Consider the following 23,302-nt stretch of genomic DNA (forward strand, 5'->3'; position numbering starts at 1 on the left):
TCTCACGCACCGTCAGCCAGTGGCGCAATTGACAGATTCCGGTAACATCACGCCACCACGCAGAACCCCCCCAAAAACCCCAAAAAGCACCCTGTTCGCGCCTTCGACGTCACGCTATTCAAGCCACCTCAGGCGATATCTTCGCAGCGGCAATCCGCGGCACGCTCGTCGATTCACGCACCACCAGTTGCGTATCGAGCCGCGCCGACATGACCCGCCGCCCCGCGGTCAGCGCACCGATCAGCGAGCGCGCCGCATGACGTCCCATCTCCGCGGCCGGGACCGCGATCGTCGTCAATGCGGGAGAAAAAATGGTCGTGTAATCGTCGTCGTCAAAACCGACCACGGAGATATCCTCCGGCACGCGCAGGCCGAGACGCCGGCATTCCGCAATGGCGCTCAGCGCGAACACGTCCGCGTTGCACACCACAGCGGTCACATCGGGGAATTCGTAGTAGATCTGCCGCATCGCATCGGCGCCCTGCATCATCGCCGCGCCGTAGCTCTTTTCGATAATGTGGATGCCATCGTTCAAACCATACGCCCGCATGGTGTCCTCGAAGCCGCGCATGCGGGCCTGCTGACGGTCGTTGCCTTGCAGCGGACCGGCAACCATCGCCATATTCCTGTGACCGAGCCGGATCAGAAATTCCACGGCCTGCTTCGTCGCCGCGTAATTGTCGAAGCCGATGGACGGCACGATCGGATCTTCGTTATACGAATACGTGGTCACACAGGGAATCTGCGTTTCTTCCAGGTAGCTTCTGAGTCGCGGATCTTCGATCTTGCCGACCAGCAAGAGCGCCTCGGCGCCGCGCTCGACGATTTTCTTGACCGCATCGAGCATGTTCCGGTTGTCGAACCCGTTCGTCACCACGAACACGCTATACCCCGCGGCCGTGAGTTGCTCCTCGAACGCATGCGTCATGCGCGCAAACATCGAGTAATCGAGCGACGGAATCACTGCGCCGATGATGAACGACTTCTGCAGGCGCAGTGCCTTGGCCGCCGGATTCGGGCTGTAGCCCAGTTGCATCGCCGCGTTGAATACCTTTTCCCGGGCCTCCGCGCCGACGCGATCGGGAATGTTGAACGCACGGGAGACGGTTGCGACCGAGACGCCCGCAGCCTTCGCAACGTCGAATACGTTCGCTTTTGCTTTCTGACTTTTCATGGCTCAGCAAGATGGGAACGGCGGACAGGGTCCGCTATTCCTGTTTTGACGCACCAAGTGTATCACCGCGAGCCCGGTTGGAAAACGATTACACGCATGCCCACCGTACCGCCGCGGGGTAATCGACTCGTGAATCATGTCGAAGCGCCGCTGTTCTGCTATCGGGCGGTATAGCCGCCATCCACCGTGAACATCGCGCCCGTGGCGAACGACGACTCGTCTGATGCGAGGAACAGCGCCATCGTCGCAATCTCATGCGGCTGTCCCATCCGGTTGACCGGCGCACGCGCCTTCAGTCCGCTGACGAAGCCGTCCGGATCGGGCACGGTGCGCAACATCTCTTCGTAATAGCTCGACCAGATCACGCCGGGCGCGATGCTGTTGATGCGGATGTTCTGCTCCGCGTGATCCAGCGCCATCGAACGCGTCAATGCAGCCACGCCCCCCTTCGCCGCGACGTACGCCGCGCGGTCCGGAATGCCGCACACGGCAGCCGTGGACGAAATATTGACGATGGCCCCTTTGCCACGCCGCGCAATCTCGGGAATTGCATACTTCGAACAGAGAAAAACGCTTTTCAGGTTGACCTCCATGATGCGGTCCCAGTCGTCTTCCTCCGTGTTCACGACGGTCCCGCGAATCCCCAGCCCCGCGTTGTTGACCAGGATATCGAGACCGCCGAACGCACTGATCGTCGCGCCCACCGCGTCGCGAATCTGCTGCGACACAATCACGTCGACGCCCACCGCGAGCGCGCGCTCGCCCAATGCGGCAGCCACGCGCCGCGCCTGGTCGAGATTGCGGTCCGCTAGCACGACCTGCGCGCCTTCTTTCACAAAAAGTTCGGCGGTTGCTGCGCCAATGCCTGAAGCCGCGCCCGTCACCAGGGCTACTTTTCCTTCGAGTCGCATATCGTTTCTCATCGCTGGATTAAATGTTCAAGACGGCGGAAAACCGCTTCTTCGATGCTCATTGCAGCGAGCCACGAGGTGCGCGGGTTGTCCGGTAAAGGATTGTTTTCGAGGCGGATGAACAGATGCCCAAAGGCACCCTGGGCCTCGACTTCATGAATGTTCCTGTCGATGCCGGGATCGGCCGTCAGGACGACCGTCGTGTCGTCGAAGCCGAGGCCGGCGAGCGCGACCGCAGCCGTGACATTGGCGTTCTTCGGGTAAAGTCGCGCCGATTCGCCGGCGCTGCCCTCGAAAATGACGGTCGGCCGATCGATCGCCCGCAGATCGAATTGCGACTCGGCAGGCGATCCGAGCCACGCGTGCGGCGGCTTTCTGCCGGTGTAGCGCACGAAATCGAGGCCACCCGTGCGCGCCGCATGCAATGCGTCGATACCGCCGATTGCGCCGGATACCAGCGTGACCCGCGCGCCGCGGACCTTCGCCGCGGCAGCGATCTCCTCGCGCAACGACGAGGAAGCGAGCGCGCCCACCGACACGACGATTGCGTCGACCCCACGCTCGAGCAGCGGCACCACCGCTTCGTGCACGGCGGCATGACCGGCGCACTCCACTGCCAGAGTCGGCCGCCACGCCACGAGCGCGTCGACATCATGAAAGACCTCGACGCCGTAAGTCTGCTTCAGCAGATCGGACTCGCCGGCGGCGTCCGGCACGAGGCAGCACCAGTCGAAGTTCGCGGTGCCCAGTGTCTGCAACGCGGTGGCGACGCGCTTTCCCATCGCCCCCATACCGACGATCACAATACGTTCGCGAACCTCTGCGGACTCAACAGGCACGGCGGCTAACTCGCGGACCGTCATGCCGGCCTCCGGTTCAGAAAAGCCGCCACGTGGTCCGCAAACACATCCGGATAAACCTGCGGGAAAAAATGCCCCCCCACTGCGCCGACGAGCATCGCATTGCGGATGCGGCGCGCGAGATCTTCGGAATGGTGAAACGGGACGATGAAATCGTCTCGCGCGCCGACGATCAGTGCCTCGATATCGAGTCCGGCCAACTCCTCTGAGCGCTCATAACCAAGCAGCATTTCGATCCGGCGCAACACCGTCTGCACATCGAACTCGTCCTCGCCATCGAATCGCAGGCGGTCCGCCGCGAGATGCTGCTCGTACCAGCGGGCGTCGTAACCGAAGAGCCGCGCGAACGCCGAATGAGCGCGTGTGCCGAGCTTGTCGAGCATCAGGTGACGCAGGTCGAACAGATCCCTGAAGCGGCGATCCGGCTTCGCCCACCCGCCGCTGAGTACGATCTTCGCGCAACGCGAGCGATGGTCGATTGCGAGCGTTTGCGCGACGAGGCTGCCTGTCGAGTGGCCGATCATATGAGCCACACGCACGTCCTCCACGTCGAGCACCTCGAGCGCCGCCTGCGCAATCCGTGCAATGCGCTGATCCGCGGCCTTCGTACTGCCGCCGACACCGGGATGATCGAACGCGATCACCCTGAAGCGGTCTGCGAGAAGTTCCGCCACAGGCCGCCAGAACGATGCGTGTCCACCGAGGCCTGCAATGCACACAATCGCATCGCCGCTCCCGAGCGCCTCGTAATAGACACCTGAGCTTGTATGCCTGCCCATCGCTCAGCTCCCATCCCGTGGCGTGGAAAAGACCGTGCGAGCTTCGATTTCCGCGACGTTCTCCGGTCGCGCAAACGGTTCGGGAGCCGCTTCGCCCGGCTTGCGTCGACGGCCGATTTGCTGGAAGAAAGTCTCGAGACCCGACGGCAGGAAGAACCAGGCCCAGTGCAGATCGACATCGCCGTCGTTGATGAAGGTGTGGGTACGCAGCTTGCCGAGAAACAGCGTCATGCCCGGCTCGAGCCGGTACTCGGCGCCATCCAGAACGGCCTTGCCGTGACCCGCGATGAAATGCAGCACTTCCTCATTGTCGGTATGCGAATGCAGCCTGACGACGCCGCCGGGCGGCACCGTCTGGGTTCCCACCGAGAACGGCCGATCCATCGGAACGAGATGCGGCGCCACATGAACAGACGCATAGCCATTGGCTGGCTGCGGCTGCCAGTAACTCTCTTCGTCGCGTGGATGCACGAGCAGAAACTTGCCGCCCTCGCCTGCCGCGCGTTGCGCCGGCTGCATCAATCCACCTGTTTCATCACCATTGCTGCTCATGCTCACGCTCCGTACGGAATGACATGTGACCTATAAACACGAAATCGATTACCACTCAATGAATCGCACTATGTCGCTCTATTCGCTTGAGTTACCTTGTATTTTGGTAATCGATTTCACCTTGCGGCTGAGTGTGCGCCTTACGACTCCACGCCGGCCTACTCTCTCCAGATGTCGTTTAACCGATAGCCGGTGGGGAACGGGTCGGACCGATCGAGGACGTACTGATGAAACCCGGTGATCCACGCACTCCCCGTGATCGCGGGACGAATGCCAGGTCGGCCGCCCACCGTCAGCGTCTCGACAATCTCACCGGTGAACTCCGTGCCGATAATCGACCGGTTCAAGAACTTCTCGCCCGGCTCGATCAGACCGCGTGCGTGCAGCACGGCAAGCCGTGCACTGGTGCCGGTGCCGCAAGGCGAGCGATCCAGCCTGCCCGGCGACACGATCACACCGTTTTTCGACGCCAGTCCCGCCGGGGTACGTTCGAGCGGCCCCGCAAACAGCGTCTGATTGATCGTGTGAATCTCCGGCATTTCCGGATGGACTGCCGGAATCTGTTCGGCTGCGGCGGCCTTGATCGCTTCACCGATTTTCACCATGTCTGCCGCTTCGGACGGCTCAACTGAAAATCCCACGGAAGCCGCATCGACCAGTACATAGATCATGCCGCCGTACGCAACGTCCACGGTCAACGTTCCGAGGCCGGGCACTTCGACGGGAAGATCCAGGCCGAACACGAAACACGGCACATTGGCGAACCGGACATTCAGGCACTTGCCGTCGCGACACGCTGCCTGCACCTCCACGAGGCCGCCCGGCGCCTCGAGAACCAGACGCGTATAAGGTTCCTGCATCGGCAACATGCCGGTTTCGAGCAACGCCGTCACGGTGCAGATCGTGTTGCTGCCGGACATCGGCACGTAGTATTCCGACTCCATGATGACGAAGCCCGCGTCCGCCCGGGGATCGCAGGGCGGCAACACCAGATTGATACATTGCGTGACGCTGCCGCGCGGCTCCTGCAACAGGAACTTGCGCAGATCGTCTGCCTCGCGCTCGAGATATTGCATCTTCTCGAACATCGTTCTGCCTGGCACGTCGAGCACGCCGCCGGTAATCACATCGTTGCGTTCGCCGGCTGTGTGAACCCCGACAACCGTAATCATTCGCTTCATTTCCATGGCCTGAGTTCCTGCCTGAGTTGCTGCCTGAGTTACTGCCTGGTCCTTGATCGGAAGCGGCGTCGCCGCCCCTGTCCATGTCCCTACGCGGCTAGAAGCGCTTCAGCACTTTTCGCTCGATCCTGCCGACGCAGCGCGTCAGCGGAAACGCGACGACGAAGTAGATGAGCGCCGTTGTCGTGAGAACTTCAACCGGACGCGCGCTCGTATTGGCAATGTTCTGGCCGACGAACATCAGGTCCGCCATGCCGAGCGCGGACACCAGCGCACTCTCCTTGAACAGGCTGACGATGTTCGACAGCAGCGGCGGCATCGCACGCACGAAGGTCAGCGGCAAGATGACATGGACGATGCGCGTCATCCGGCCAAGACCGAGCGCCACGCACGCGTCGAGCTCTTCCTTGCGGATCAGCGCGAGGGAGCCGCGGAACGTTTCGCACGTAATCGCGCCCATGTACAAGGACAGCGCCGTCAGCGATGCGACGACGATGCCGACGTCGACGTGAAGCAGAAGCGGCAGGCAAAAGAAAAACCAGAACAGTTGCACGAGCAACGGTGTGCCGCGGAACAGCTCCACATAGCCAGCCGCCAATGCGCGCACGGGCGCGCTGCCGTAAGTGCGCAACAGGCTCGCAATAAACCCGAGCACGATGCCCGCAAGCGACGCGCCGACGGTCAGCTTCAACGTGAGCGCGAGCCCAGCAAGCAGAGGGTCGATGTATCCCAGAAGAAACAGAAAATTGAATTTCATACCGTCACACCGAATAGCGCAGCGCACGCCGGCGTTCGACGCCCCGAAGAATCTGGGCAACGGCCACCGACACGGCCAGGTACAGCAACCCTACTGTCGTAAAGACCTCGAGCGGCCGGTAGGTGTCGGACGCCAGTTCCTTGCCGCGATACATCAGTTCCTGAATTGCCACGACGGAAAGCAGCGAGGTCTGCTGCAATGCTGAAATACCGTTCGTCACGAGTACCGGATAGGCGCTTCGGAACGCATGCGGAAGGACGATGTAGATGGCGCGCTGAAACGGCGACAGGCCGAGCGCGATACCCGCATCATGTTGTTCCCGCGGCACCGACTGAATGCCGGCACGGTAGGCTTCTGCGTTGAAGGCCGTGAGATTGAGCGAGATGACGAGAATGCCCATCGTCACCGGTGTCAGAAATACGTTGAAGATGATCGGCACGCAGTAAAAGAACCACACCACCTGGACCAGCGCGGGCGTGCAACGAAAAAATTCGACGAATGCCGAAACCAGCATACGGATCAGCCGCGAGCGGGCCTGCGACAGCAGGCCAACCCCGAACCCCGCAACCACGCCGATTGCGTTCGCACACAGCGCGATCAGGAAAGTGATCGCGAGACCCTGACGCAGTGCGTCGAGCCCCGACGAGATCGACGAAAAATCGAAGGAGTAAGTCACGCTGGCACTCCTAGTCAATGTGCAGGACGTTGTTCAGAAATTCCCGGGTCCGCTCATGCTGCGGGTTCCTGAACAACTGTTCGGGCGTACCGGACTCGACGACGACGCCGTCCGCACAGAAGAGAATCCGTGAAGCGACTTTCTTCGCGAACCACATGTCGTGCGTGACCATGATCATCGGCATCGCGTTTGCGGCCAGTTCCTGAATCACCAGTTCGACTTCCGCGACCAGCTCCGGATCGAGTGCCGACGTGACTTCGTCGAACAGCATGAGCTTCGGGTCGAGCATCAACGCGCGCGCGATCGCCACGCGCTGCTTCTGGCCGCCCGAGAGCTGGGCCGGATAGGCACGTGCCTTCGCAGCGAGACCGAGCCGCTCCAGAAGGTGAAGCGCACGCTGTTCAGCCGAGTTGCGCGGCTCCCCTTGCGTCTTGCACGGGGCCAACGTGAGATTGCGCAGCACATCCAGATGCGGGAAAAGCGTGTAGTGCTGAAAGACCATGCCGATCCGCTTGCGGATCGCCAGATCCATGCGGGTTTGCCGGGATTTGGGATCGAACGACAGATAGCGCTGACCGTCGAATTCGACGCTGCCGCCGTCGATCGTCTCAAGGCCCATCAGCACGCGCAGCAACGTGCTTTTGCCGCCGCCGCTCGGGCCGATTACGACGAGCCGGTCGTCGGGTTGCATGTCGAAATCCAGCCCTTTCAGCACCTGTAGCGTGGGACTGTATTGTTTGCACAGCCCCCGCATCCGGACCAGCGGTTGCACGCCGCTGTACGCAGGTGCATCTGCCGGGTTCAAGCCGTCGCGCGACGGTGCTGCATCCCTCTCGTCCATGGTTTGCCGGCCCACCTTCATCACTTGTTCCATTTGCTTTCCTCGCAACGGCTGCGCGCGTCGTCAGCTTATTGCTTGACCGACTGCGCAGCCTGCTTGACCGCGGCGTCCACGCTTGTCTTGACGAAACCCGTCCTGGTCTGCTGCTCGATAAACTGGTTGAGCAGAGTCAGGTCGGCAGCAGTGAAACTTTTGTTCAGACCAAACGCGACGTCCTGCAGATTGAACGAAGGGGTCGCGCGGAAAATCTCGGCCCAGTCGGGATGCGCCGCCTGGAAGATCAGATTCGCATCGGATTGATCGGCCAGCAGATCGGCGCGATGGGAAATCACCGCAAGACGCGTGCTGTCGGCATCCGGCAGACGAAGGATTTGCGCCTGTTTGATGGCCGGCGTGATGGCCTTGTCGTCGGTGGTTCCCTGCACTACCGCGATCACGATGCCCGGCTTGTCGATGTCGGCCACCGATTTGATCGGCGTCGGCAACTTCGAATCGGTGCGGCTGTACACGAAGTCCGTATCGTTGCGAACCACCGCGGTCGAGAAGTTGATCACCTGCTCCCGAACCGGCGTACGGTTGATGGCCATCGCCAGGTCCCACTTGTTCGTTTGCAGCCCCGCGACCATGTTGTCCCACGTCGTATCGACGAAGCGGACCTTCACCTTCAGTACGCTCTCGCCAAACTTGCGGCACAAATCGCTAAAGGCGCCGGAGTAATCGCCGGTTTTCGGATCGCGCACGACGAACGGCGGCGCCAGCGCCGCGCCGCAGCGGAGTTCGCCGGCTTTGCGGATCGACGCGAACGTGGTTTCTTCCGCACTGGCGGGCGCCATCGCGCTGCCGATTCCACTTGCGATACACACGCTCAACACAATCGACTTCAGGGTCGAGCGCAGCGTTTTCCGATCGAAAATCGATTGCGCCTCAGCAGGATGCAGGGTCTTCATGATAGTCGTAGGTTCCAAAGAATGAACACAGGGGCACGGGTTCGAAGGCGCTGTATCCGGAACGCGCCGCGCCCTCCCGGCGCGACGCTCCCAACGTTTTCAGCCTATTCGTCTGACGTGGTAATCGATTACACAAAATACTGAAAAACACACGATGATCTGCGTGCTCCGCGCTGTTGATCTAGCGCTTGCTGTTCTCGGCGCATCCGGAGTGCGTAAAAGCATGCTAGGTGAAAAAAAAATGTGTGTAAAGGATTACACGCATCCGGAAATACGAGCATTCGTCGGCGGTATCGCGAACCGGCTGGACGCCGACCTTCGAACGCACGCAAACCCGCCGTGGCCGGCGCCCGTGCCGCGCCTTGCATCCCAACTACTGTCATATTGAAAATCAATTAAACAAACGCCGGCAACGGTCGATAACAAGTTAAGCCGCTTCCCTCCTGCGGTTGGACTTTTCATGCAGAGCTCATACAACTATTTGCTGGTCACGATTTCGTTTGTCGTTGCGACACTCGCCTCTTACACCGCGCTCGACCTGACCGGCCGCATCTTCATGCTGGCTTCGGCGCGGCTGCGCCACGCGTGGCGTCTGGGGGGCGCCGCGGCGCTCGGCGTCGGCATCTGGTCGATGCACTTCATCGCGATGCTGGCCTTCTCACTGCCGATTCCGCTCGGCTACGACTTCGCGACGACCGCCTATTCGCTCGGCCTCGCGATCGGCGCGTCGTATCTGGCGCTGTTCATGACCACGCAAACGCGCCTGACGGCCGCGCGGCTCGGCGCGGGCGGCGTGCTGATGGGCGGCGCGATCGCCGGCATGCATTACAGCGGGATGGCCGCGATGCGCATGGAGCCGGGCATCGACTATCAGCCTGCGTGGCTCACGCTGTCGATCGTGATCGCGATCGTCGCGTCGACCGCCGCGCTGTGGCTCGCACGCGTGCTCAGCGACGACGACGAACGCCACGTGCTGAAGAAGCGCTTCGGCGCGGCGCTGATCATGGCCGTCGCGATCAGCGGCATGCATTACTGCGGAATGGCCGCGGCCGGCTTTGCGCCCGGCGCGATATGCGGCGCGGCCAAGGGCATCAACGCCGCGTGGCTCGCCACCTCGGTGATCCTGTTCACGTTCGCGATTCTGATCGTCACGCTGATGCTGTCGCGCTTCGATGCACGCACAACCTTTCTGGCCGGTGCGGTGTCACGTCTGAACGGACAGGTTTTGCGTCTCGCCACGCTCGATACGCTGACCGGCCTGCCCAATCGCAGCACGCTGACCGAGCGCATCGAGCGCGCGATCGGCAGCGCGCGGCGCCAACGCACGCTGTCCGCGATCCTGTTCATGGATCTCGACGGCTTCAAGACCATCAACGATTCGCTCGGCCACTCGGTCGGCGATGAAGTGCTCAGCGCGTTCGCGCAGCGCCTCTTGCAGTGCGTGCGCGCGAGCGACACCGTCGCGCGGCTGGGCGGCGACGAATTCGTGGTGCTCGCCGAGAACCTGCCGTCGCGCGAGGCGGCCGGCATGCTGGCCGAGAGCGTGCTGGAACGGATGCGCCAGGGCATGTGGACCGATTCGCAGCCGTTGCAAGTGATGCCGAGCATCGGCATCGCGCTGTTTCCGCACGACGGCGACACCGTCGAGACGCTGCTCAAGCACGCGGACGCCGCGATGTACGAAGCCAAACGCGCGGGCCGCGGCACCTATCGCTTCTTCGAGCGCAGCATGAACGAAGCCGCGACGCGCACGCTGCGGATTCAGAGCGCACTGCACGATGCGCTCGCCGCCGGCCATTTCTCGCTGCACTTCCAGCCGAAGTTTCACGGCAACGGCGACTCGCTGGCCGGCGCCGAAGCGCTGATCCGCCTGCACCATCCGGAACTCGGCGCGCTCGCGCCGCTCGAGTTCATTCCGATCGCCGAGCGTTCCGGGCAGATCGTGCAGATCGGCAACTGGGTGCTGCGCGAGACTTGCCGGCAGATTCGCCGCTGGATCGCCGAAGGATTGCCCGCGATGAAAGTCGCGATCAACCTGTCGCCGCGCCAACTGGCACAGCCCAATCTCGTCGCGACGATGCTGGCGATCGTGGAGGACGAGGGCGTGAGCTGCGAGCAGATCATGTTCGAGATCACCGAAACGGTGGCGATGCAGGACGCGCCGCGCACCATCGAAATGATCCGCGAGTTTCAGGCGAGCGGCTTCGAAATCGCGATCGACGATTTCGGCACCGGCTATTCCAGCCTCGCGTATTTGCAGCGTTTTCGGGTCAAGCAACTGAAGATCGACCGCTTCTTCACGAACGGTCTCGACGAACACGGCACGGAGGGCAGCGCGATCGTGTCGGCTATCATCGCGCTGGCGCATTCGCTGGAAATGGACGTAGTGGCCGAAGGCGTCGAAACCGAATCGCAGCTCGACATGCTCAAATCGATGATGTGCGACGAGATGCAAGGCTTTCTGCTAGGCAAACCGCTCAGCGCAGACGACTTCGGCGAGCTGCTGCGCGGAAGAATGGTCGCCGCCTGAGCATCCGGATCCGTTTGATAGGCGTGTTCGGATTCACGCACAGTGGTCGATTCGCACCGGAGTTCCTCGCCGGACTTCGCTTAAAGAACAAGCAGCACAGGTTGGTCAGGTGTCGGAGATTTCATGAAAATGGATGTAGCGACGTTCACGTCGATGTGTTTGGTCACGTTCCTGTGCGGTGCCCTTCTTACGACAGCGCTCTCGCGCATGTTCACGCAGGTCGCGGCGTTCCGTTACTGGACGGTGTCGTTCTTTCTGCTCTGCGCGGCGGCGGCCTGCTTCGCTTTGCACATGACCTGGAACACCGACCTGTTGCTGATCGCCACCGCCACGCTGGCGCTGCAAAGCCGCATCCTGATCTGGTCGGGCACGCGCGAACTGTTCGGCGCCAAAGCGCCGTGGCGTACCGGGCTCGCGGTCACCGCGCTGTTCGGCGTGTTGTACGGCAGCGCGCTGCTGCTCAAGATGCCGCTCGTGTTGCGGGCGTCGCTGCTGGCGCTGTTTTTTCTGCCGTGCCGCGCGGCGACGCTGTATGAGGTATTCCGCCGGCGTCGTCCGCGCGTCGGGCCGGCACAGCTGATGGTCGCGGTGGGCAGCGCCATCGCGAGTCTGAACGGGATCGTGCCGCTCACGCTGGTGCTGCTCGATCGCGGCAACCTGTCGCTGCTGCTCGGCAATCCGCAGCATACGTCGGCGCTGTATGCAGTCGTGTTCGCCGGCGACCTGCTGCTCGCCAGCGGGCTGATCGTACTGGCTTTCCAGTTGCTGATCACCGAGCGCGACATGCTCGCGACGCTCGATCGCGGCGCGCTGGAACGCCTCGCCGAATCGCGTGAACTGCGCGCGCAACGCGAACTGCTGTCCGCCCCGGGCGCGCCGTTCGGTCAGGACCAACGCACTTCTCATCGATCGCTGTCCGGCATGATCTGATGACGGCGGCGCGCAGGCGGGGACAGCGCAGCGGGGAACCGCACGGCAGCATCCGCTCGACCGGACGATGCCGAGTTGGCCGCCTGCGCGCCATCCCTCCTTCCCTCCCTTCAGATCGACGCCGACGCGAGGCCCCGCTCGTCATAGCGCTCGCCCTCTGCCCACACGTCGAGCCGCTTGACCAGCTCGGCGCCGGCACGCGTCATCGGCATGCGCAGTTCGTCGCGAATCGCGCCTTGCAAGGCCAGCAACGCCTTCACGGGCGCCGGATTCGGCTCGGCGAACAGCGCGTCGATCAGCGGCGCGAGGCGATGAAAAAGACGCCGGCCTTCGTCGAGCCGCCCCGCCGCGAGCGCGCGATACAGCGCGACGAAATGCTCCGTGCGCACGTGAGCCGAAGCCGCGATCGCGCCGCTGCCGCCCATGCACAAGGTGTTGAACATGTCGATGTCGTTACCGGCGAGCACCTGCAAACGGCCGTCGCGGATCAATGCGAGCGTAGTGTCGAGCGAACCGGCGCAATCCTTTACCGCCTGAATCCGCGGATGCGCGGCGAGCGTCAGCAGCGTGTCGAGCTCGAGCCGCACGCCGGTTCGTGAAGGAATGTCGTACAGCACGACGGGCTTCTCGCTGGCATCGGCCAGCGTGGTGAAATGACCGACGATCCCCGCTTGCGACGGCCGCACGTAATACGGCGCGGCCATCAGCAAGCCGGCGATCGGCAAGCGGTTCAGTTCCAGCACGCGCTCGCGCATGCTCGCGGTGTGATTGCCGGACACGCCGACCAGCACCGGGAGTGCAGCACGTGTTGCGGGGGTGCCTGCGCGCGCTGCCGCGTCACTCAGGCGCGCCGCGCCGTCGCCTGGTTGCGCCGCCGCATCGAGAATGGTGGCGAGCACGGCGTCTCGCTCGGCACCCTCGAGCGCGGAGGGCTCGCCCGTGGTGCCGAGCGCGACCAGCCCGGCCACGCCGGCGTCGGCATAACGGCGCACCAGCGCGCGCAACGCGTCGTGATCGACCTCGCCATCGGCGAACGGTGTGATCAGCGGAATCCAGATACCTGAAAAAATAGACATGTCTTTACCTCGAACGCGACCGTATCGATTCCGTCGAGCGGTGCGGGGAGGAAAGACAGTGAATGCCGAAGGCGGGCGTTGACCGGCTGTTCCGTCGCACATCTGACGGAACAGCGTGCTCCGGTCAGATGAGCGGCTGTTTTTTGGCTTTGGCGAAAACACTGGGACGGCTCGCGCGCGTCGGCACGGCTCGCGCGAGAGCGAGGCGTGCGATGGTCGACGGACGGAGTCGGAGCGTTTGGCCGGAATGCATGAAGCGCAGTGTAACCGCCTGCGGCGTCTGGCGGCAAAACCTCGGGCAAAAACCATCGCAAAATTGCTTGACTTCTGCGACGGGGAAACTAATATACGCACCGCGTACATAATCCGTGCCGATCCACGCCCAATCCACTCCCGACAGGTGCCCGCATGAGCGTCCCGCAACAAGCCTTCCTACGCGATGCGATGCGTCGCATGAACATGACCCGCGACACGTTCGCGAGCCGGATCGGCGTCTCACGCCGGGCACTGGACACGTGGCTGTTGCCGGACGATTCGCAGGAATCGCGGGCGATGCCCGAGATCGTCGAGCGCTTCGTGTCGGAAATCGTCGTGCATGGCGAGCCGGGCGAAAACTATACGCAAAGCGTAGACTCGCAGTCGCTAGCGAGCCAGATGCTGTTCGAGGGCAAGCCGCAGTTGCTGTCGGTCGATCAGTTCTCGCGCGACTCGGTCGAGGCGCTGTTTCGCGTCGCCGACATCATGCAGCCGATCGCGCGGCGCCGGAAAATCTCCCGCGTGCTGGAAGGCGCGGTGCTCGGCAATCTGTTCTTCGAGGCCAGCACGCGCACCCGTGTGAGCTTCGGTGCGGCGTTCTGCCGGCTCGGCGGGTCGGTATGCGACACCACGGGTTTCACGTTTTCGTCGATGGCGAAGGGCGAGTCGATCTACGACACCAGCCGCGTGATGAGCGGCTACGTGGATGCGCTGGTGATCCGCCATCCGGAGCAAGGCTCGGTGGCCGAATTCGCGCGCGCGACCAATGTGCCGGTGATCAACGGCGGCGACGGGCCGGGCGAGCATCCGAGCCAGGCGCTGCTCGATCTGTACACGATCCAGCGCGAGTTCTCGCGGCTCGGCAAGATCGTCGACGGCGCGCACATCGCGCTGGTCGGCGACCTGAAATACGGCCGCACGGTGCATTCGCTGGTCAAACTGCTGGCGCTGTATCGCGGCATCAAGTTCACGCTGATCTCGCCGCCGATGCTCGAAATGCCGAGCTACATCATCGAGCAGATTTCGCGTAACGATCATGTGATCGTGCAGACGCACGATTTGCCCGCGGGCTTGCGCGGCGCCGACGTGGTGTACGCAACCCGCATCCAGAAAGAGCGCTTCACCGACGAATCGTTCGAAGGCTATACGCCGGACTTCCAGATCAATCAGGCGTTGATGGACAGCGTGTGCGGCGCCGACACGCTGATCATGCACCCGCTGCCACGCGACAGCCGGCCCGGTGCGAACGACCTGAGCGTGGACCTGAATCACGACTCGCGGCTCGCGATTTTCCGTCAGACCGACAACGGCATTCCGGTGCGGATGGCTATTTTCGCGGTGCTGCTCGGCGTGGAGAAACTGGTCCAGCATTCGATGCGCGACGCAGCATGGCGCCCGCCCGCGTATCTCGGCCCGGACGACGCGGTGTTTCACGGGATCGATTGATTCATCCGCTCTGCCAACCGGATCGGGGCCCAGCGGCTATCAGCCGATGGCGGCCCGCTTCCTGAAAATGTCGATCAGCGCGAGCACTTTCGCCGGCGGATAGCGGGTCGGCGGAAACACCGCGTGAATGCCCGCGGGCACCGTGGTCCATTCGGGCAACACACGCACCAGGCGGCCGGCCTTCACGTCGGCCGCAATCGAGAAGTCCGTCAGCAGGCCGAAGCCCCCGCCTGACAGCGTGGCGGCGCGCGCGGCGTCGGCCGTATTGATCGTCAGGGCGCTCGCGCAGCGCACACTCTTCTTCGCGCCGCTGCCGCGCTGCAATTCGAGCGTCAGCGGATGCGGCAACACCGACATGGCGATGTACGGCCATTTTGCCAACGCCGCCGGTGAGCGAGGCGTTCCCCACTTTTCGACGAACTCCGGGCTCGCCACGACCCATTTGACGAAGCCCCCGACCCTCACCGCCCGGTAATTCGAATCGGCGAGCCGGCCGAGGCGAATCGCGACATCGATGCCTTCCGCGATCAGATCCACATAACTGTCGTTGCAGATCAGTTCGACATCGAGCTCCGGATAAGCACGCCGCAGATCGACGAGCGCCGGCGCGACCGCGAGGCTGCCGTAGTCGTTGGGCGCGCTGACACGCAACGTGCCGCGCACCGGCGCGCTGGCGCCCGATACCGCCGACAAGGCCGCTTCCGTGGCCTGCAGTATCTGGCAGCTTGCGTCATAAAACGTGCGACCGCTTTCCGTGACCTTGAGCTGTCGCGTGGTTCGCACCAGCAGGCTCGCGCCGACCTCGCGTTCGAGCCGCTGGATATGCGCACTGACCATCGCCTTGGCGAGACCCAGTCGCGCCGCCGCCGCGGTCAGCGAGCCCGCTTCCACCACCGCCACGAAAACCGCCAGCCGGTTCAGATTGACATCCCGGACGTCCGCCATCGCTGATTGTCCACTTTCGATTGACTATGTTTCGAAGCTTAGCAGTCTTCTCGCAACAGACGACGGCCGCTACGCTACGTGCATTGCCGTTCGAAACCGCCGCCTTTTTCCGAGGACTCACGTCATGCCCGCCGCCCGACCCGCCCAGCCAATTCGCCTTCACACCACGCTGCTTTCCGGACACGGGCATCGCGTGAAGCTGTTTCTGACGTTGCTCGACCTGCCGTTCGAGGTGATCGAACTGAACATGGCCGCCGGCGACAACCGTCGCCCGGACTATCTCCGGTTGAATCCGTTCGGTCAGGTGCCGACGATCGAAGACGGCGACACCGTGCTATTCGATTCGAACGCGATTCTCGTTTATCTCGCGAAGCGCTACGGCGATCCGTCGTGGCTGCCTGAAGACGAGATCGGCGCTGCAACGGTCCAGCGCTGGCTCTCGCTCGCAGCGGGACCGATCGCGTATGGGCCGTGCTCCGCGCGGCTCGTGACGGTGTTCAGCGCGCCGCTGCACCTCGAAACGGCGCAGAAGATCGCAATCAGGCTGTTCGACGTGATGGACCGCGAACTGGCGAACAAATCGTTCGCCGCCGGCGAGCACGCGACGATCGCCGACATCGCGGCACACACGTACATCGCGCATGCACCGGAAGGCGGGGTGTCGCTCGATCCGTATCCGAACATTCGTGCGTGGCTGCGTCGCGTCGAAGCATTGCCGCGTTTCATCGCGATGCCGTCGACCCGGGCAGGCCTGCTCGCCGAGTAAGGACACGCACGGCCCCCTAGTCCGCGCGCTCGCCATGATCGGAGGTTGCCATGTCTGAAGCCTTTGCCGTCACACCCATCGATCAGGCCACCGACGCCGCCCCCTTTCACCGCGCCGAACTCGCTGTACAACAGCGCGCCGGCGTGACGGAGGAAGCGGACAAAGCCGGCCGGCGCGGTATCCGGCGGTATATGCCGGAGCAGCATCGTCAGTTCTTTGCCGAGCAGCCCTTCATGGTGTTCGGCGGAGTCGATGCAAACGGGCAACCGTGGGCCACCTTGCGGGTCGGCAGGCCGGGTTTCGTGTCGTCGCCGGATGCGCACACGCTGCGGATCGAAGGCGGCGCATTGGCCGGCGATCCGCTCGCAGGAAGCTGGCACGAAGGCGCGTTGATCGGCGGTCTTGGACTGCAACCGCACACGCGCCGCCGCAACCGGATCAACGGCGTGGTGTCGTCGGTCGATGGCAACACGATCTCGCTCGACGTGTTGCAGAGCTTCGGCAATTGCGCGAAGTACATTCAAGGCCGCACGCCTGAGTTCGTCACGAGCGGTTCCGCCGGCAGCCAGCTCGCGGTGATCTACGCCACTGAACTGGACGAAGCGGATCGCGCGCTCCTTTCACGGGCTGACACGTTCTTCATTGCCAGCGCCAACCTGGCAAGCGATGCGGGCCTCGCGCGCGGCGCGGACGTTTCGCATCGCGGCGGGATGCCCGGCTTCGTTCGCGTCGACGATGCGAACACGCTGACCACGCCCGATTTCAGCGGCAATCGTTTCTTCAACACGCTCGGCAATCTGGCGCACGATCCGCGCGCCGGTCTGCTGTTCGTCGACTTCGAGACGGGCGATCTGCTGTACGTCGCAGCAACGGCCGAGATCATCTGGGACGGTCCCGAACTGGCCGGGTTCCCGCTCGCCGAACGGCTGGTGCGGTTTCGCATTGTCGAAGTACGCCGCAGTCGCGCGATACTGCCGTTTCGCTGGTCGGCTGTCGATTACGCGCCGCAATTCACTGCACTGAAACCGCTGAAGGAACACACGGCGTCGCCGTGGAAGCGGCTGCGGGTGGCGGCCGTCCACGATGAGACACCGTCGATACGCTCGTTTCATTTCGAGTCGGTCGACGGCTCGCCTTTGCCTGCGTTCGAGCCAGGCCAATTCCTGCCGATCCGTGTCCCCGTTGCAGGCGCGGACACACCGCTCGTGCGAACCTACACGCTGTCCGACACGAGCAACACGCGGCAGTACCGCATCAGCGTCAAGCGCCAGGGCGTCGCGTCGAACTGGCTGCACGATCATCTTGCCGTCAGCATGAGCATCGAGACGATGACGCCACGCGGCGCGTTTATCTACGACCGCGCAAGTCCCCGTGCTTCGGTGTTCATCTCGGCGGGCATCGGCATCACGCCGATGTTGACGATGCTGCATCACGCAATCGATGCACGCACCGCGCACTCGCCGACGAAACCATTGCACTTCTTTCACGGGGCCCGCAACGAAAGCGAGCGGCCATTCAGCGCGCACCTGAAAGAACTCGCGGGGCGTCATCGCGATGTGTCGATCCATCTGTTCGATAGTGAGCGCAGCGAGGCATGGGACGCGGCGGCAGTACCGGCTACGTGGCCCGGACGGATCAACGTCGCGGGACTCAAAGGCCTGCTCCCGTTCGACGATTACGATTTCTATCTCTGCGGTCCGGAAGCGTTCATGCGCGACCTGTACAAAGGTTTGCGCGCGTTGAACGTCGCTGACGATCGCATCCGCTTCGAGGCATTCGGTCCGGCGAGCATCCAACGCACGCCTGCCGCGATGCCCAACGTCGCACTGAAGGAACCTGACGATGCCTCGGGAAAAACCACGACGCCTGTGACCGGCGGCGTGGCCGTAACCTTCGCACGTTCGCAACGCACCGTGCAGTGGCTGCCGAAGGACGGCACGCTGCTGGACTTCGCCGAGGCCTGCGGTATCGACGCGCCGTCGAGTTGCCGTTCGGGGATGTGCGGAACCTGTTCGACGCGTGTATCGAGCGGCACGATTGCTTACGATGGCCCCGTCGAAGCCGACATCCAACCGGGACATGCATTGATCTGCGTGGGCCGGCCCCTCGTCGACGAAGCCGGGTCGCCGTCCGGTTTGACACTCGATCTTTGAGCGCCAGCTCAATAGTCGTTACCGGCCTTTATCGCTATTACCGTCATCGCCGGATCGCGGTACGCCGGCACGACTCGTCATCCCGCACAAAACTGTCTTTCTGATTGCACCCAGAAAGAAGCCGCCTCCCCGTATTTACTTTCGCAACCGTTGAGCGCAACGTCCATAGTCGGCGCGCGTCGCAGCGAATGGTTGCGCGCGCCACGATTCGCCGCGCCTCACGGCGACTCGTCCTTGCTTGACTCAGCGGTCAACCCGCAGCCAGCTTCCAAAGTGATCGCCGTCGTAACGGCACCGAAATTGCTGATAAAGATTCGATAAAGATTCATTAGACCGCAGCACTTCGCATGTCCCACATCGAAGCGCCGCACGTAGCCAGCCTGCATTGACCTTTCAATGGAGCCAGCAAAACGTCATGTCCTCGAACAACGATCGTCAGAATCCGGAGTCGGGCGAGCCGCCCGTCGCCACGCCGCACCCATCCTCGCGCCGCCGTTTTCTGCAGTCGGCGGCAGCAGTGGCCACCGTCGGCGCCGCGCCGCATCTGCGGGCGCAGACGCAGACACAAACGCAAACACCCACCGCGCCGCCCGCCGAAGTTCATGCGCCCGTGCCGCCGCGGCCGGTCACGCTGACCGTCAATGGCCGCGCTTATACGTTGCAACTCGAGCCGCGCGTGACCTTGCTCGACGCGTTGCGCGAATACGCCGGTTTGATGGGCACCAAGAAAGGCTGCGACCGGGGCCAGTGCGGCGCGTGCACGGTGCTGGTCGAAGGCCGCCGGATCAACTCATGCCTGACGCTCGCGGTGATGCACGACGGCGAGAACATCACGACAGTCGAAGGCCTTGCCGTGAACGGCGCGCTCAGTCCGATCCAGCGCGCGTTCATCGAACATGACGCATTCCAGTGCGGCTACTGTACGCCCGGGCAGTTGTGCTCCGCGACTGCCCTGCTGAACGAGTTTCGCAACGGCACCGCAAGTACCGTCACCGCCGATGTCCGCCACCGCCCCCCGCAGCTTTCCGACGATGAAATCCGCGAACGCATGAGCGGCAACCTCTGCCGCTGCGGCGCGTACGCGAATATCGTCGCGGCGGTGCGTGCGGTGCATGACGGCGGCCAGCGTAGCAGCGGCAACACGAGCGTCGGCAGCGACGCGGCCGCTGCCGCTGTCGTTGTCGCTGTCGTTGTCGATAACCCGCGCAACGCGTAAAGAAAGGAGCGACCTCATGGATGCGATCTCCTACGAACGCGCGAACGACATCGCCGGCGCCGTGCGCGCGGCGCAGCAACCGGGTGCGGTATTCATCGGCGGCGGCACCAACCTGCTCGACCTGATGAAAGGCGGCGTGGCGCGACCGCTGCGTCTCATCGACATCACCCATATCGGCGGACTCGATACCGTCACCACGCTGCCCGACGGCGGCATCCGCGTCGGTGCGCTGGTGCGCAACAGCGACGCGGCCAACCATGCATTGGTGCGCGAACAATATCCGTTGCTGTCACAAGCGTTGCTGGCCGGCGCGTCGTCGCAATTGCGCAATATGGCGACCGTCGGCGGCAATCTGCTGCAACGTACCCGCTGCGGTTACTTCTACGACACCGCGTTTGCGCAGTGCAATAAACGCGCGCCAGGCAGCGGCTGCGCCGCGCTCGGCGGCCTCAATCGCACGCATGCGATTCTCGGCGCGAGTCCGCAGTGCATCGCGGTGAATCCGTCGGATATGAGTGTGGCGCTGGCCGCGCTCGACGCCGTGGTGCGCGTGAACGGGCCGGCCGGCGAGCGCACTATCGCGTTCGCGGATTTCCATCGGCTGCCCGGCGATCGGCCCGACGTCGATACCACGTTGCAGGCGGGCGAACTGATCACCGCGGTCGATCTGCCGCCGCCGCTCTTCAGCGCCAACTCGCACTATCTGAAAGTGCGTGACCGCGCCAGTTACGCATTCGCGCTGGTCTCGGTCGGCGCCGCTTTGCAGATGGACGGCGAGCGCGTGACGACCGCGCGCATCGCGCTAGGCGGCGTCGCGCACAGGCCGTGGCGCGCACAGGCCGTGGCGCGCGAGCGCGGCCGAGCAGATGCTCAACGGTCAGCCGCTCACGCAGGCCACGCTCGCTCAAGCCGCAGCGGCCGCGTTACGCGAGGCACGGCCGCAACGCGACAATCGCTTCAAGGTGCAGCTCGCGCAACGCGCGATCGTGCGTGCAGTGAACCAGGCCGCGGGCCGTGCCGGAGGTGTCGCATGAATCTGATCGGTCAACCGCTCGACCGCACCGACGGTCTGCTGAAAGTCACCGGCGAAGCCCGCTACGCGGCCGAATTTCCCGAAGCGCGGCTCGCGCATGCGGTGCTCGTCACGAGTACGATTGCGCGCGGCACGATTGCGTCGATCGATGCGAGCCGCTCGCAGGCTGTGCCCGGCGTGCTGCTGGTCATGACGTATCAGAACGCGCCGCGTTTGCCGAACGGCGGCAAGCCCGCGCTCGCGCCGCCGGCCGGCCGCCGGCTGTCGCTGTTGCAGGACAACCAGATTCACTACAACAACGAGCCGGTCGCGGTGGTGGTCGCCGATACGCTCGAACATGCGACCGATGCCGCGCGTCAGTTGCGTATCGCCTATCAAAGCGCGCCGGCCACGCTCGATTTCACTCAGGCCAAACCCGGCGGCCATGCGCCGGACAAACCGCAAGGCCGGCAGACCGACACGCAGCGCGGCGATTTCGACGACGGGATGCGCAGCGGCGCGGTACACATCGACGCCACCTACACGACGCCCATCGAACATCACAACCCGATGGAGCCGCACGCGACGATGGCGCGCTGGGACGGCCCGCAGCTCACGCTGTACGACTCGACGCAAGGCGTCAGCAGTGCCGCGCAGGCGGTCGCCAGAACGCTCGGCATTTCACCGGCCGACGTGCGCGTGATCTCGCCGTTCGTCGGCGGCGGGTTTGGCTGCAAGGGCTCGTCGTGGTCGCATGTGTCGTTGTGCGCGATGGCCGCGAAGCAGGCCGGACGACCCGTGCGCCTCGCGCTGGAACGGCCGCAGATGTTCGGCCCGGTCGGCGCGCGTCCGCATACGGAGCAACACTTCATGCTGGCCGCGCGGCACGACGGCACGCTGACCGCAATGCGCCACGACAGCATCTCGCATACGTCGACGATCGAAGACTGGACCGAGACCTGTTGCATGGTCACGCGCATGTCGTACGCGGTGCCCAATCAGGTGACCACGCACCGGATCGTGCCGATGAATCTCGGCACGCCGACCTTCATGCGCGCGCCGGGCGAAACCACCGGCTCGTTCGCGCTCGAATCGGCGATGGACGAACTGGCGGTCGCGCTGCACATGGACCCGCTCGCGCTGCGTCTGAAGAATTACGCCGATGCCGATCCGCAGGAGAACAAACCGTGGTCGGGTAAATCGCTGCGCGAGTGCTATCAGATCGGTGCGCAGAAATTCGGCTGGTCGCGGCGCAACGCGACGCCGCGCTCGATGCGTTCGGGCAATACGTTGATCGGCATGGGCATGGCGACCGCCACCTATCCGGCCAATCGCAGCGAAGCGGCGGCGATCGCGCGGATTTTGCCGGACGGCACCGCGATGGTCGCGTCGGGCACTCAGGACATCGGCACCGGCACCTATACGGTGATGACCCAGGTCGCCGCCGACGCACTCGGTTTCGCGCCGGAAAACATCCACTTCGCGCTCGGCGATTCGTCGCTGCCGCGCGCGCCGGTGTCGGGCGGTTCGCAATCGGCGGCGAGCGTGTCGCCGGCGGTGCGCGATGCGGCGAATCAGGTTCGCAGCCAGTTGATCGCGCTCGCGCTCGCCGACCAGGCGTCGCCCGTGTACGGGATCGCACTCGACGACATCACCGTCGACAACGGCTGGGTCACGAGCCGCTCGCAGCCGTCGAAGCGCGATCCCGCCGCGGCGATCATCGCGCGCTCCGGCGGCAAGCCGATCGAAGCGACGTCGACGGTCAAACCCGGCGACGAGAAACAGAAGTACTCGTTTCACTCGTTCGGCGCGGTGTTCGTCGAAGTTCACGTGGACACCGATCTCGGCACGATTCGCGTGCCGCGCGTGGTGGCCGTGTACGACGTGGGACGCGTGCTGAACAGCAAGACCGCGTTGAGCCAGATGATGGGCGGCCTCGTATGGGGCGTGGGCGCGGCGTTGCTGGAGGAGAGCACGCTCGATACGCGTTACGGGCGCTTCACCAATGCGAATCTCGCCGAATATCACGTGCCCGTGAATGCCGACATCGGCGCGCTCGACATCACGTTTCTCGACCGGCCCGACCCGTATATCAATTCGCTCGGTGTGCGCGGAATCGGCGAAATCGGCATTACCGGCGTGTCGGCGGCGATCGCGAACGCGGTGTATCACGCGACCGGCGTGCGCGTGCGCGATCTGCCGGTGACGCTCGATAAGGTGATGCAGGTATGACGGAGGCGGGGCTGTGGGGCTTATAGGAGATGTCGGACTTGGGCATGCAGGTGCATTCCTGCT

The 23,302-nt window shown here is 63.7% G+C and carries 19 protein-coding genes and 1 pseudogene; 8 read left to right on the top strand and 12 right to left on the bottom strand.

Translation table 11 applies throughout. The features are described from left to right. Positions 1-118: 118 nt before the first annotated feature. From PQQ51_RS12790 to PQQ51_RS12835, 10 genes are all read right to left on the bottom strand, one after another. Entirely contained in the window at positions 119-1,174 is a 1,056-nt protein-coding gene (locus PQQ51_RS12790) for a LacI family DNA-binding transcriptional regulator (protein ID WP_408497155.1), read from the bottom strand. Between the two features lie 158 nt (positions 1,175-1,332). Further along, on the bottom strand, positions 1,333-2,085 hold the full coding sequence (locus PQQ51_RS12795; RefSeq protein ID WP_408497156.1) for an SDR family oxidoreductase: 753 nt from the start codon (positions 2,083-2,085) through the stop codon (positions 1,333-1,335). Between the two features lie 8 nt (positions 2,086-2,093). Beyond that, the gene (locus tag PQQ51_RS12800) at positions 2,094-2,948 is read right to left on the bottom strand and encodes an aspartate dehydrogenase (RefSeq protein WP_408497157.1); all 855 of its coding nucleotides are present in this window, start codon (positions 2,946-2,948) and stop codon (positions 2,094-2,096) included. After that, the gene (locus PQQ51_RS12805; RefSeq protein WP_408497158.1) at positions 2,945-3,724 is read right to left on the bottom strand and encodes an alpha/beta fold hydrolase; all 780 of its coding nucleotides are present in this window, start codon (positions 3,722-3,724) and stop codon (positions 2,945-2,947) included. Before PQQ51_RS12805 ends, PQQ51_RS12800 begins: the two co-directional genes overlap by 4 nt. Before the next feature lie 3 nt (positions 3,725-3,727). Continuing rightward, positions 3,728-4,276, bottom strand: coding sequence for a cupin domain-containing protein (locus PQQ51_RS12810; protein ID WP_408497159.1), 549 nt, complete (start codon positions 4,274-4,276; stop codon positions 3,728-3,730). A gap of 158 nt (positions 4,277-4,434) precedes the next feature. Beyond that, positions 4,435-5,463, bottom strand: coding sequence for a proline racemase family protein (locus tag PQQ51_RS12815; protein ID WP_408497160.1), 1,029 nt, complete (start codon positions 5,461-5,463; stop codon positions 4,435-4,437). 91 nt (positions 5,464-5,554) lie between these two features. Beyond that, the gene (locus tag PQQ51_RS12820) at positions 5,555-6,214 is read right to left on the bottom strand and encodes an amino acid ABC transporter permease (protein ID WP_408497161.1); all 660 of its coding nucleotides are present in this window, start codon (positions 6,212-6,214) and stop codon (positions 5,555-5,557) included. Positions 6,215-6,218: 4 nt separating this feature from the next. Next, positions 6,219-6,890, bottom strand: a complete 672-nt coding sequence (locus PQQ51_RS12825) for an amino acid ABC transporter permease (RefSeq protein ID WP_074296130.1) — start codon at positions 6,888-6,890, stop codon at positions 6,219-6,221. Positions 6,891-6,900: 10 nt separating this feature from the next. Next, positions 6,901-7,764 (bottom strand): amino acid ABC transporter ATP-binding protein, encoded by an 864-nt coding sequence (locus PQQ51_RS12830; protein ID WP_408497162.1) that lies wholly within the window; start codon positions 7,762-7,764, stop codon positions 6,901-6,903. A 35-nt stretch (positions 7,765-7,799) separates the two neighbouring features. Then, positions 7,800-8,678 (bottom strand): substrate-binding periplasmic protein, encoded by an 879-nt coding sequence (locus tag PQQ51_RS12835; protein WP_408497163.1) that lies wholly within the window; start codon positions 8,676-8,678, stop codon positions 7,800-7,802. A 460-nt stretch (positions 8,679-9,138) separates the two neighbouring features. Here PQQ51_RS12835 and PQQ51_RS12840 point away from each other — a divergent pair, with 460 nt between their 5' ends. Both PQQ51_RS12840 and PQQ51_RS12845 read left to right on the top strand, forming a co-directional pair. Further along, positions 9,139-11,208 carry a putative bifunctional diguanylate cyclase/phosphodiesterase gene (locus PQQ51_RS12840; protein WP_408497164.1) on the top strand — a complete coding sequence of 690 codons (2,070 nt, stop codon included), beginning with the start codon at positions 9,139-9,141 and terminating at the stop codon, positions 11,206-11,208. A 123-nt stretch (positions 11,209-11,331) separates the two neighbouring features. Beyond that, positions 11,332-12,138 carry a hypothetical protein gene (locus PQQ51_RS12845; RefSeq protein WP_408497165.1) on the top strand — a complete coding sequence of 269 codons (807 nt, stop codon included), beginning with the start codon at positions 11,332-11,334 and terminating at the stop codon, positions 12,136-12,138. A gap of 110 nt (positions 12,139-12,248) precedes the next feature. Here the strand turns inward: PQQ51_RS12845 and dapA are convergent, their stop codons facing one another. Then, a complete protein-coding gene (gene dapA, locus PQQ51_RS12850) occupies positions 12,249-13,214 on the bottom strand; it encodes a 4-hydroxy-tetrahydrodipicolinate synthase (RefSeq protein WP_408497166.1) in 966 nt (321 codons plus the stop codon). 408 nt (positions 13,215-13,622) lie between these two features. On the opposite strand from dapA, the gene PQQ51_RS12855 reads away from it, so the two are divergent. Next, entirely contained in the window at positions 13,623-14,915 is a 1,293-nt protein-coding gene (locus PQQ51_RS12855) for an aspartate carbamoyltransferase (protein ID WP_408497167.1), read from the top strand. A gap of 39 nt (positions 14,916-14,954) precedes the next feature. Here the strand turns inward: PQQ51_RS12855 and PQQ51_RS12860 are convergent, their stop codons facing one another. Further along, entirely contained in the window at positions 14,955-15,860 is a 906-nt protein-coding gene (locus PQQ51_RS12860) for a LysR family transcriptional regulator (RefSeq protein ID WP_408497168.1), read from the bottom strand. A 124-nt stretch (positions 15,861-15,984) separates the two neighbouring features. Here PQQ51_RS12860 and PQQ51_RS12865 point away from each other — a divergent pair, with 124 nt between their 5' ends. From PQQ51_RS12865 to PQQ51_RS12885, 5 genes and pseudogenes are all read left to right on the top strand, one after another. Beyond that, entirely contained in the window at positions 15,985-16,626 is a 642-nt protein-coding gene (locus PQQ51_RS12865) for a glutathione S-transferase family protein (protein ID WP_408497169.1), read from the top strand. A gap of 50 nt (positions 16,627-16,676) precedes the next feature. After that, positions 16,677-18,779: a pyridoxamine 5'-phosphate oxidase family protein gene (locus PQQ51_RS12870; RefSeq protein ID WP_408497170.1), complete on the top strand. Its 2,103-nt coding sequence runs from the start codon at positions 16,677-16,679 to the stop codon at positions 18,777-18,779. A gap of 415 nt (positions 18,780-19,194) precedes the next feature. Next, complete coding sequence (locus PQQ51_RS12875) at positions 19,195-19,995, top strand: (2Fe-2S)-binding protein (RefSeq protein WP_408497171.1); 801 nt, start codon at positions 19,195-19,197, stop codon at positions 19,993-19,995. Between the two features lie 16 nt (positions 19,996-20,011). Further along, positions 20,012-21,029 (top strand): annotated as a pseudogene (locus PQQ51_RS12880) (FAD binding domain-containing protein). Beyond that, positions 21,026-23,239, top strand: a complete 2,214-nt coding sequence (locus PQQ51_RS12885; RefSeq protein ID WP_408497172.1) for a xanthine dehydrogenase family protein molybdopterin-binding subunit — start codon at positions 21,026-21,028, stop codon at positions 23,237-23,239. The pseudogene PQQ51_RS12880 and the gene PQQ51_RS12885 overlap by 4 nt, the downstream one beginning before the upstream one ends. Positions 23,240-23,302: the final 63 nt, after the last annotated feature.

This window comes from Paraburkholderia xenovorans (genome assembly GCF_046030735.1).
Classification (GTDB): Bacteria; Pseudomonadota; Gammaproteobacteria; order Burkholderiales; family Burkholderiaceae; genus Paraburkholderia; species Paraburkholderia xenovorans_A.